The following is an 11137-nucleotide window of genomic DNA, read 5'->3' on the forward strand; positions in this document are numbered from 1 at the left end:
TGGACAGCGCGGGTTAGTGGCCGAGGACGCACGTTTGGTTTCCACCAGGCCATGCTGCGACGGTCTAAATGCGTACGGTACGCGGTCGTGGTGTGGGCAAGTTGTCGGTGGCACTCGCTAGCGTTCGCAATATGAAACGAGTTGTCAAAGTACGCATACTGCCGACTGAATTGCAGGGCATTGCGCTGGATGCCACATTGAGACAATGCAACAGTGCGGCGTCGTGGTTGTCGGGCAGGATGCATGCTGAGCGAATTTTCCACAAACGAGATGCGCAAAAGCACTTCTACGTCGAGTTGCGGCAACGGTTCGGGCTGTCGGCACAGCCAGCGATCCGTGTAATCGGCAAGGTGTCCGACGCCTATACCACTCTGCGAGCCAACGTGGTTGCCGGCAACTATGGTCCACCAGGTTCGCGGCGCCGCATGAAGGTACAGTCCACGCCCATTCGCTTCCGTGAGCGTGCCGCCCAACCGTTCGATGCGCGATGTTTGTCCTGGCAGATCCCGGACATCGTCGGCAGCCGCGACGCAACCGTCTCGATCTTGACTGTGCAGGGTCGGCTGCGGAGTGTCCGAATTCTCGCCGCTCCACAGAATTTGGTTTTGCTTCGCACCCGGCCTATCGGTGAGACCGATCTGATCAACCGGGATGGTAAGTGGTTTCTCTACGCCACAGTGAATGCCCCTGAGGCCCCGCTGACCGATCCCGTCAATGGCTTCATCGGAATCGATATGGGTATCGTAAACATCGCGACCACTAGCGACGGCAATCGTGTGGCGGGTAAACGATTGAACCGGTACCGGAAACGACAGCAGCGAATCCGGCGGCGGCTGCAAGCTAAAAAAACCAGTTCGGCGCGCCGACTGCTCAAAAAGCGGCGACGAAAGGAGGCGCGCTTCGCGGCCGACATCAACCACCAAATAAGTAAACGCATCGTGGTCGAGGCTCAACGCATCGAGCGCGGTATCGCCGTTGAAAACCTGACGGGGATCCGCGAGCGGGTACGGTTTCGCAAGCCCCAACGGACCACGCTGCATTCGTGGGCGTTCAGCAGACTCGGCTTGTTTCTGGCCTACAAGGCGCAGGCGGCCGGCGTGGCGTTCGTTCAGGTCAATCCTGCCCATACCTCGCAAACTTGTCATGAGTGCGGGTGGGTGGACAAACGAAACCGATTCTCGCAAAGCGAGTTTAAGTGTGGCCGGTGTGGCTTCGTTGGGCACGCTGACCACAACGCAGCGATCAACATTGCAGTACGCGGTGTCGAGCGCTGGGGCGAAGTCATGCGTCCGCACGCAGCGCCCACCCTGACAGCCAGTTAGGGCGGCAGCAGCGAGCCTAAAGGCGCCCCGAACCGCAAGGGAACAGCGTCGTATCTGTTCCATCGGCCAGGGGTTCATGACCGGTGTTCTCCCAATACCTCGCGTGCGACCAGCATGCGCTGGACCTCGATGGTGCCCGACGCCACGGTGGCCGCCTGGGCGTAGCGCCAGTGGTCTTCGGCGGCGCCGTGCAGCGGCGCTTTCGTGCCGCTGTCCAGCGCCGTCGGCCCCAGCACGTCGAACAGCAACTCGGCAACCTGCTGGTCGCACGTCGTGGTGGCGATGCGGGCTGCACTGGCCGCCGCGCCCGCCGCGGGGTCGTCCTGCAGCGACACCGCCCGGTAGGCCAGCAGCCGGGCGACCCGCAGGTCGGTCAGCGCCCGCACCCAGCGGGTGCGGATGGACTCGGGTAGCCGGTCCCAGTCGTCGCCGAGTTCGGTCTGCATCCGCATCAGCAGCGATTCGCACCGGGCGTACCGCGCGATGCCCACCCGCTCGAACGCGAGCGCCTCGCGCATTACGCGCCAGCCGTCGCCGACCTCGCCGAGAACCTCGTCGGGGAATACCTCAACGTCGTCGAGGAAGACTTCGTTGAGGTGGTGCGGTCCGAGCATCGAGCGGATCGGCCGCACGGTGATGCCGGGCCGGTCCATCGGAACCAGAAACAGGGTGAGCCGCTTGGGTTTCGGCGCGTCGGGGTCGGTGCACGCCGCCAGCACGCACCACGACGCCATCTGCGCGTACGAGGTCCACACCTTCTGCCCGGTGACGCGCCACCCGTCACCGTCGGGCACCGCCCGAGTGCGCAGTGACGCCAGGTCGGTGCCGGCTTCGGGTTCGGAAAAGCCTTGGCACCAGATCACTTCGCCAGCCGCGATCGCCGACAGATGGCGGGCCTTCTGCTCCGGCGTCCCGTAACGCATCAGCGCCGGCCCGACCCAGTTGATCCCCATGTACTGCGCGCCGCGCGGCTCGTGGTGGGCCCACATCTCCTCGCGCAGCACGGTCTGCTGCCAGATCGAACCGCCGCCGCCGCCGTGCTCTTTCGGCCAGGCCAACGCCAGCAGCCCGTCGGTGGCCAGCAGCTTGCAGAACGATTCGGTGGTCGCCAGATCGCGCGGGTCGTCGGTGCAGGCACCCAGAAAACCTTCGGGGATATGCGTGGAAATCAACTCGCGCAAGCGCTTTCGCAAGTCGGCGGCGTCGGGGCCGAGGTCGTAATCCATCCTTATCCCTTCGGCAGTCCGAGCAGCCGCTCGGCGATGATGTTGCGCTGGATTTCGGAGGTTCCGCCGTAGATCGTCGCCGCCAGGGCGTCCTGGCGCTCGAACAGCAGGTCGGGATTGGCGCTCGAGGCGGGGCCGGCGGCCGCCGCACTCAGTTCCCAGACCCGTTGCAGTGTAACGGATCCCAGCAGTTTGAGGATGTCTGCTTCCGGGCTGGGCCGGCCGTCGAGCTCGTTGTGCAGGGCCCGGTAGCCGGTGGCCCGCAAGGCCTCGGCGTCGGCGAGCAGCGAGCCCAGTTCGGTGTAGATGTCCTCTTGCTCGGCGTTGGTGGCTGCGCGGACCGAGTCCAGGCCGCGCTGGATCTCGACCCAGTTCATGATCCAGATCATTCGGCGCTCATGGTGCAGCGACGCCAGCGCGACGTCCCAGCCGCCGTTGTACGGGCCCAACAGGTTGGCCGCCGGCACCTCCACGTCGTCGAGGAAGACCTCGCAGAACGTCTCGTCGGACATTGACGCCATCCGGATGGGTTCGATGCGCACGCCGGGGGACTGCAAATCGAGGATGAGGCAGGAGATGCCGCGATGTTTAGCGGCGGTCGGGTCGGTGCGCGCATAGAGCGTGCACCACCGCGACAGGTGCGCCTGGGTGGTCCAAATCTTGTGCCCGTTGACCCGGAACACGTCGCCGTCCCGCTCGGCGCGGGTGCGCAGTCCCGCGAAGTCCGAACCGGCTTCCGGCTCCGACATGCCCAGCGCCCACCACTCGTCGCCGCGCAGCAGCGGAACCAGTAGCCGGTCGATCTGCTCGGGCGTGCCGAACTGGCGAATCGCCGGGGCCGCGACGTTGGGGCCGGCGATGTTGGGCAGTTTGGGCGCCGACCGCATCGCTGCCTCGAGCCGGATCTCCATCGCGTCACGAAGGCCCAGCGAGCGGCCGCCGTGCTCGCGCGGCCAGGTCGGCTGCAGCCAACCGGCCTCGAAGCAGGCCCGCTGATAGTAGCGCCGCAGCCCCAGATCCCAGCGGTACTCGCGATACCGGGTGTAGTAGTCGTCCGGCAGGAAATCGGTCAACCATGTGCCGAACTCCGTGACCACGTCACTCATGCGACGCCTCGTGCGAATCGGCGGCCCAAGGCGTGGTAGAGCGCGCGGCTGTCGCCCAGCGCGGCAGCGCCCTGCCAGGCGTGCCGCAGAAATAGGTGGATGTCGTGCTCCCAGGTCTGGGCGAGCGCGCCGTGAACCTGAACGGCCGTGCGGCAGCAGCCGACCGCCGCGTCGGCGGCGGCGGCCTTGGCCAGCGCGGCGGCGGTCCAGCCGGCGGCGGGGGTGGTCGTCGGATCGTGGAGGCGGGCGGCGGCGGCGTAGGCGAGGCTGCGGGCCCGCTCGAGGGCGACGTAGTTGTCGGCCAGCGCGTGCTTGACACCCTGGAAGGCGCCGATCGGCTTGCCGAACTGCTGCCGTGATTTCGCGTGCTCGACGGAGCGGGTCAGCGCTGCGCCGGCAACGCCGACCAGATCGGCGGCCACAGCCAGAAGCGATGCGGCTAAGGCGGATTCGACGTCCACCTTTGCGGCGGCCAGTGGCGCGGCGTCGATCTCGACGTCGCCGACGGGCTGGGCGGGATCAGTGCACTCGCCCGGCGTGACGGTGACGCCGTCACCGATGCGCGCGACCGCGGCCACCACCGCATCGGGGGATTCGGCCAGCGTGACCACCAGCTCCGCGGCCGACGCCCACGGCACGGCGACCGCGCGCCCACGCAGGCGCCCGTCGCAGAGCGTCATCGGCACACCGGGCAGCCGATGCCCGGGCGGGTGCACGGCCAGCGTCGCGACCACGCCGCCGCTGACGTCGCGCAGAACGCCGTCGAGACCAGCGGCGCGCAGCACGCCCGCGGCGAGGCCAACGCCCGAGAGAAGCGGAATCGGCGCGATCGCCGCTCCGCACTCTTCCAGTACTACGGCCACGTCCAGGTAGCCGAAGTCGGAATCGGGTGCGGCGAGATCGGTCCAGCCCAGGTCGACGACCGTCTTCCATACCGTGCGCCAGCGCTCCGGATCGGTCATCGCCTGTCGGGCAACCTCGGGCGGACACTCGGCGCGCAGCACGTCACGCACGCTGTCACGCAGCGCCAGCTGGCCAGGATTCAGCCCCACATCCATAACACGCCTAACATAGCAAAGATAGCAATCTAGGCACGACGAGCGCCCCCTCCGTATGGTGGTCAGCCATGACCGAGTGGTATCTCTTCCTGCCGCAGGTGCGGTTGCCGATCACCGACATCGTCGAACGCGCACGGCATGCCGAGGCCAGCGGATTCGACGGGATCGCATTCATCGACCATCTCGAGGCGCCTGGGCAACCAGATGAAAACATCTGGGAGGCAATGGGTATCGCCACCTGGGTGGCCGCCCAAACCGAGCGGTTGCGAATCGGCCACCTGGTGCTCTGCGACGCATTCCGTCATCCCGCGGTGCTGGCCAAGCAAGCCGTCACACTGTCGGCGGCCTGCGGCGGGCGATTCGAGCTCGGTCTGGGGTCCGGCTCGTGGCCCGCCGAGTTCGCCAGATTCGCGGTCGGGCAGCAGGATGCGGTCGCCCGGGTCGAGCAGCTCGGGCGTCATCTCGACCTGCTCAAGCAGTATTGGTCCAGTCAGCAGCCGCGGCCGGCGCATCCGATACCGCTGATCCTCGGTGGCACCGGCCGCCGCACCATGGAACTTGTTCGCCGACACGCCGATTGGTGGAACGTGCCCGCTAACCACCTCGATCGGCTGCCCCGGCTGATCCCGTCCGCCGGATCGGCGCGGGTCTCGGTGCAACAGATGGTGGGTTTCGTGCGGCGCGGCGCCGACCCGGACGCGGTGCGCGAGGTGAGCACCCGGCGATTCGGCCATCTGGGCACGGGGCTGGTCTGCGCCGACGCCGGCCAGCTCGGGGCGCACTTCGCGGGTCTGGCGGGTCAGGGCGTCGAGCGGTTCTATGTGTGGTTTGCCGACTTCGCCGCCCCGGAATCGCTGCACGAATTCGGCGAAACGGTGATCACCAGGTAGCGCGAGCAGACGCAGAATCGCACATTCGGGGACCGAATCGTGCGATTCTGCGTCTGCTCACCGTTGCCGGCGTCGGCGGGCCGCGGTAGGCACCACCGGGTCGCGGGCGAAGGGGCCGCGGTGCACGGCGTTCAGCCGGATCTCCGGCAGATCCACTGACGGGTCCACGGTGTCCAGCCACGCCACCGTCTCGGCAACGTCGGAGACCTGGATCGCGTACATCTCGAACGGAACATCTTGCAGCATCTCGGTTTCCACCGGGCCCGGTGTCACGACATGCACGGCGATGCCGTCGCGGTCGACTTCCAAAGCCAGCGCTCTGGCGAACGCGTTCATCCCGGCCTTGGACGCCGAGTAGGCGGTGCGGGCCATCATCGGCTCGTGCGCCGCCGACGAGGAGATGAACACCAGCCGCGAACCGGCGGGCATCCGCGGCAGCACCGCCGCGGTCACCACGAAGCACGAGTCCAGGTTCGCCGAGATGATCGCCCGCCACTGTTCGAACGACTGCTTGCGCGCGTAGGTGCCGCCGAGCGTCCCGGCCGCGTGCACGACGAGATCGATGGTCTCCAGGGGCCTTATCGCCCGTTCGAACCCGGCCGGATCCGACGCATCGGCCACCAGGTAATGGGCGCCGATCTGCTCGGCTGCCGCCCGTAGCGGGGCTTCGCGCCGGGCCGAGAGCACCACGTCGTAGCCGCGTTCGTGAAGCTTGGCCGCACATGCCTTGCCGATTCCACCGCTACCGCCGGTGACGAGGGCGGTTCTCACGGCCCGGGCCGCGGGCGCGACAACGCCTGCGGTGACAGCGCATAGATGCGTTGACCGGTCCGGCCGGCCAGCACGTGGCTTTGGGTGTCGGCGAGATGACGCGCGGAGATGCGACGGGCCCGATCGACGTCGCCGGCCTCGATCATCTCGGTGAGTTTGACGTGGGTTTTGAGCACCGCGCGCCGCTCGGTCAGCGACGGATAGGTGCCGCGCGCGGCGCTCTCGTCGGCCCATTGCTGTTCGTGACTGCTCCACAGCGTCTCGAGTGTGCCGACGACGGCGATGATGGTGCGGTTTCCGCAGCCACGCACGACGAGATCGTGGAAACGGCGCCCGATTTCGGTGAACTCGGGCCCGTCGTCCAGATGCTCGGCCATCGCCTCGTTGACCTGCTTGAGCTCGGGCACCAACGTGTCGGCGCGGTCGGGCCGTTGCGCGGCCAGCGCGGCGCACGCGGGTTCGAGTTCCAGCAGTGCCGCGCCCAGATCGGCCACGCCGACCGACTCGCTTTGCAGCAGCAGACCCAGCATATAGGCGGCGCTGGTCTTGGCCGGCGCGTGCACGACGGCGCCGCCCCGGTTGCCGCGTCGCACCGACACCAGGCCTTCGGTCTCGAGGATTCGCAGCGCTTCGCGCAGCGAGACGAGACTGACGTTGAACTGCTCGACGAGAACTTCCTGCCGAGGCAGTAGGTCGCCGTCGGCCAATTCGCCGTCGATGATCTGACGACGCAACTCGTCGGCGACGATTTCGGCAATCCGCGGCGCCGACAACCGGCGTCGTGCCTCCGGCCCAATTCCCAAAGCGGTCATCCGATCTCGGCAGCGACGCAGGACACAGCGGCGATCATCCGGCTATTTTAGCAGTAATGGCACAATAGTCAGGGTGAACGGCGGACCGACACCGTTGCAGGACATGCGCGTCGTCGAGATCAGCGACCGCATTGCCGGCAGTTACTGCGGCAAGCTGCTGGTCGACGCCGGCGCGGAAGTCCGGAAAATCGAGCCGCCACAAGGGGATCCGTTGCGGCGGTTTACCGCAAGCTGCTCGCCGGCAGCTACGGATTCACCACTGTTCTGCTATCTCAACGCCGGCAAGCGCAGCCTGACGTGTACGCCGGACGACGAGCGGTACGACGCCGAACTGGCCGGTGCGGACGTGGTGGTGGTCACCGCCAACCGGTCGCGAGCCGCCGAACTGGCGATAGACCCACAGGTTTTGCTCACGCGGTGTCCGCAAGCCATCGTCGTGACGATCTCCGACTTCGGCTGGACGGGGCCCTACGCCGACCGCGCTGCAAGCGAATTCACCTTGCAGGCCTGGGCCGGGTCGACGGGTTTCCGGGGCGATCCGGCCGGGCCGCCGATCGCGATCGGCGGTGATCTCGGGGAGTACATGGGCGGCGCGTTCGCGGCGTTCGGCGCGCTGGCGATGCGCCGCCGTGTCGAGGGCGGCGGACCCGGTGAGCACCTCGACCTGTCGATGCTCGAGGCGATGACCCTGATGCAGAGCAGCGAATGGCTGCATTCGCAGCTGTTGCAGGTTCCGCCGGTCTCCCGCACCGTCGAGGTGCCCTCGATCGAGCCGGCCAAGGACGGCTACGTCGGGATCACGATGGTCACCGGCCAGCAGTGGCTGGACTTCGCCGCGATGGTCGAATGCCCCGAGCTGACCGAGATCCCCCAGCTGCGGTTCCAGATCGGCCGTTGGGAATACCGCGATTTCATCCGTGAGCGAATCGGCCCATGGCTGGCCGAACGCACCGTCGACGAGATCGTCGAACTCGGCCAGCTGTTCCGGCTACCGATCGCGGCGCTGGGTAACGGCTCGACGATCCGCGACATGGCTTACATGAGGCAGCGTGGCGTGTTCATCCGCAACCCAGCCGGTTTTCATCAGCCCCGGACCCCGTGGCTGATGTCGCGATGCCGTCCCGCGCCGTTGCGCAGCGCACCGAGACTGGGCGAAGCTAACAGCGAAACATCATGGAGCAGAAGAGAATCCGCGATCGGGAAGCAGGACCGTCGGCTGCCCCTCGATGGTGTGCGCATCATCGACCTGACCGCGTTCTGGGCGGGCCCGGCCGCCACGCATCTGCTTGCCGCATTCGGCGCAGACGTCGTCAAGGTCGAGTCCATCCAGCGCCCCGACGGCATCCGCTATTCGGGCGGCATGCGCACCGACGTCGACGACTGGTGGGAGTACGGCTGGGTGTTTCACGCCATGAACACCAACAAGCGCTCGGTGACCCTGGACCTGGGATCAGACGACGGCCGCCGTCTCTTCATGTCGCTGGTGGCCGGTGCCGACGTGGTCATCGAGAACTTCTCGCCGCGGGTGATGGAGCACTTCGGGCTTACGGCGGATGCGCTGCTGGCGGTGAACCCGCGACTGGTGGTGGCGCGCATGCCGGCGTTCGGGCTGGAAGGCCCGTGGCGCGACCGGGTCGGTTTCGCGCCGACCATGGAACAGATCGCCGGACTGGCCTGGGTGACCGGGCTGCCGGACGGCCCGCCGGTCGCCCCGCGGGGCGCCTGCGACCCGCTGGCCGGAGTTCACGCCGCCTTCGCCGTGCTGGCGGCGCTGGACCACACCGGGCGCACTGGGGAAGGCCAACTCGTGGAGCTACCGATGATCGAAACGGTGTTGAACGCCACCGCAATTCAGCCTATGGAAGCCGAGGCCTTCGGCCTGACGCTGAGCCGGCGGGGTAACCGCGGACATGGTTCGGCCATCCAGAATCTCTACCGCTGCGCCGGTGACGACGATTGGATCGCCGTGACAGTGGCCACCGACGAGCAGTGGCGTGCGTTGGTTGCGCTGATGGGCCGGCCGTCGTGGTGCGACGACGGGCGTCTTGACACGGTCGCGGGCCGACGGGACTACGCCGACGACATCGATCGCCGGCTGGCCGACTGGTTCGCAGGCCAAGAGCTGGCCTCTGCGGTGGAAAGCCTTGCTGCAGTGGGGATTCCCGCTGCGCCGGTGGTGTCGCCGTCGCTGGTGACGGACAACCCGCAACTGAACGACCGCGGGTTCTTCGAGTCGCTTGAACATCCCCGAATCGGCACGGCGTTGTATCCGCGTCCGCCGTTTGCTCCGCTCACCGGACACTCGCGGTGGCTGCTGCGCCCGTCGCCCACCCTCGGCGAGCACAATGCAGAAGTACTTCGCGGCTTGTGCGGGTTGAACGACGCCGACCTCACCCGGCTGGCATCGGCCGACGTGATCGGCACCAGACCCAAGGGCGTATGACCGAGCGCAACGTCAGACGATGCCGGTGCCCTGGGCCAGCTGGGAAACCCCGACCACTGCGAAGATCGCAATGAGCACCTGGTGACGATGAGCCGACGCCCAGTCATGCAACCGTCGCAGCACCGCTTGTGTTTTCGCCGGCGTGGCCAGATACGCGACGAGGATGACTTCGACGACCGCATATAGCAGGACGAGGTAGGCGGCAGCTGCGCTGACCTGCGTGCTGATCGCGGCTCCCGAGGCCACGATGATTGCGGCGACGAAGAGCACCCCGTCGACTGACACCGATACAAACCCGATCACCCACGCGACCCACAACGACCCGTTCTCCCACGCATCCTGAGCGCGGACGAGCAGCCGCCGGATTGCGATCGGTGTATCGGAGCCGGCCATGCTGGACGGGTTGTTTTCCGGTGTCACCACGCGCGCTCGCTGCCGGGCCAAGTGGCGCACCGTCATCAGCGCGGCGATCGACAGGGCAAACACACCTATCCCGAGTTGGATGTGCCGGACGGTGGAACTCGCGGCCGCGGTGCCCGACTCGTGCGTAACAGATTTGAACATCGGTGTGGAGTGCACGACGACGAGCGGGACAAGCAGGACGGGAACACTCAACGTCAGTCCGCCAAGCCAGTAGGCGAGCAAGTTCAGCACGGGCCGTGGCCGAGAGATGATCAGGAGAGTCAGACCGAGACGCACCGGATGGAGTGCCCCCAGGAGCGCCAGCCCCAATACGGAGCTCCACATGGCCCGAACACTACCTTGTTGCCTCTGTGTTCTCCGTCGGGAGTTTTGAGGTTGGAGTGCTGCGCGGTGCAAAAGGGAGGCGTGAGGAAATTGCGCAATCAGAGCACAACAGATTCACAAGAAATGCTCATTTAGGGTGCGCAACGGTCGCCGATTAGGGTTATCCGACACGCGACGAATTGCTTGGTATCTGACACGCGGCGAATTAACGCGAACGGAGGGCGATATTTTCGTCAAAAGCACATGTTTATCCCGATGTCCAGGGGGTAGCCTCGGGACATGCCGACCAGCAGTACCGCGGTGCGGTCGTCGCTGTTCAGCTTGTTGGGGGGGCGCTGGGGACAACCAACTCGCTCGAGTTCGGTGCCTACTTCTTGCCGGCTGGTCGACGGCGTGCTGCCAGCAGATAGCCAGCGCCGCAGTATCTTTCGTGCGTATGCCGTGGGCGACTCGAGGGTCGCGTCGGTAGGCCCGAGAGGGTGGGTAGGTTCGCCCGGGGCACTGCGGAATTTCCTCTTCGGCGACATTTCCGTTCGGTTATTAGCTAAACGAACGTCAAATAACTTGACGACGAGGAACGGCGCTGCTTATGAGCGGCCTTCGCTCATGTTTTGGTGGTCGACTGGCGGGTGGTTAACGCCGAGGGGCTGTGCGCTGAGTATCTGGACTATGTGGAACACAATTTGGCCCGATATAGGGCCGAACTGTTTTGCATGAAAGGCCGGCGCGGGTTCGCGTATGTGATACATAGATGGGGTTCTC

Annotated in this window: 9 protein-coding genes and 1 pseudogene; 3 read left to right on the forward strand and 7 right to left on the reverse strand. The window is 66.4% G+C overall.

Features of this window, described 5'->3' with window-relative positions; translation table 11 throughout:
- Nucleotides 1-131 precede the first annotated feature (131 nt).
- Nucleotides 132-1322, forward strand: coding sequence for an RNA-guided endonuclease InsQ/TnpB family protein (locus AWB95_RS20365; protein WP_062538991.1), 1191 nt, complete (start codon nucleotides 132-134; stop codon nucleotides 1320-1322).
- 74 nt (nucleotides 1323-1396) lie between these two features.
- On the opposite strand, the gene AWB95_RS20370 is transcribed toward AWB95_RS20365, so the two are convergent.
- The 4 genes and pseudogenes from AWB95_RS20370 to AWB95_RS20380 form a co-directional block, all read right to left on the reverse strand.
- Nucleotides 1397-2548: an acyl-CoA dehydrogenase family protein gene (locus AWB95_RS20370; RefSeq protein ID WP_085168574.1), complete on the reverse strand. Its 1152-nt coding sequence runs from the start codon at nucleotides 2546-2548 to the stop codon at nucleotides 1397-1399.
- Between the two features lie 2 nt (nucleotides 2549-2550).
- Nucleotides 2551-3021: an acyl-CoA dehydrogenase family protein gene (locus AWB95_RS24185; RefSeq protein ID WP_428838836.1), complete on the reverse strand. Its 471-nt coding sequence runs from the start codon at nucleotides 3019-3021 to the stop codon at nucleotides 2551-2553.
- Nucleotides 3022-3030: 9 nt separating this feature from the next.
- Nucleotides 3031-3654, reverse strand: a pseudogene (locus AWB95_RS24190) (acyl-CoA dehydrogenase family protein); the annotation flags it as partial.
- Nucleotides 3651-4712 (reverse strand): acyl-CoA dehydrogenase family protein, encoded by a 1062-nt coding sequence (locus AWB95_RS20380; RefSeq protein ID WP_085168575.1) that lies wholly within the window; start codon nucleotides 4710-4712, stop codon nucleotides 3651-3653. The gene AWB95_RS20380 and the pseudogene AWB95_RS24190, both read right to left, overlap by 4 nt.
- 68 nt (nucleotides 4713-4780) lie before the next feature.
- Between AWB95_RS20380 and AWB95_RS20385 the strand changes: the two genes are divergently transcribed.
- Nucleotides 4781-5602, forward strand: a complete 822-nt coding sequence (locus AWB95_RS20385; protein WP_062540726.1) for an LLM class flavin-dependent oxidoreductase — start codon at nucleotides 4781-4783, stop codon at nucleotides 5600-5602.
- Nucleotides 5603-5659: 57 nt separating this feature from the next.
- On the opposite strand, the gene AWB95_RS20390 is transcribed toward AWB95_RS20385, so the two are convergent.
- Both AWB95_RS20390 and AWB95_RS20395 read right to left on the reverse strand, forming a co-directional pair.
- Complete coding sequence (locus tag AWB95_RS20390; RefSeq protein ID WP_062540725.1) at nucleotides 5660-6373, reverse strand: SDR family oxidoreductase; 714 nt, start codon at nucleotides 6371-6373, stop codon at nucleotides 5660-5662.
- On the reverse strand, nucleotides 6370-7185 hold the full coding sequence (locus tag AWB95_RS20395; protein ID WP_062540724.1) for a FadR/GntR family transcriptional regulator: 816 nt from the start codon (nucleotides 7183-7185) through the stop codon (nucleotides 6370-6372). The genes AWB95_RS20390 and AWB95_RS20395 overlap by 4 nt, the downstream gene beginning before the upstream one ends.
- A 103-nt stretch (nucleotides 7186-7288) precedes the next feature.
- Between AWB95_RS20395 and AWB95_RS20400 the strand changes: the two genes are divergently transcribed.
- A complete protein-coding gene (locus AWB95_RS20400; RefSeq protein WP_085168578.1) occupies nucleotides 7289-9628 on the forward strand; it encodes a CaiB/BaiF CoA-transferase family protein in 2340 nt (779 codons plus the stop codon).
- A 12-nt stretch (nucleotides 9629-9640) separates the two neighbouring features.
- Here the strand turns inward: AWB95_RS20400 and AWB95_RS20405 are convergent, their stop codons facing one another.
- Nucleotides 9641-10375: a GAP family protein gene (locus tag AWB95_RS20405; RefSeq protein WP_085168576.1), complete on the reverse strand. Its 735-nt coding sequence runs from the start codon at nucleotides 10373-10375 to the stop codon at nucleotides 9641-9643.
- Between the last annotated feature and the right edge of the window lie 762 nt (nucleotides 10376-11137).

The organism is Mycobacterium celatum (genome assembly GCF_002101595.1).
Taxonomy (GTDB): Bacteria; Actinomycetota; Actinomycetes; order Mycobacteriales; family Mycobacteriaceae; genus Mycobacterium; species Mycobacterium celatum.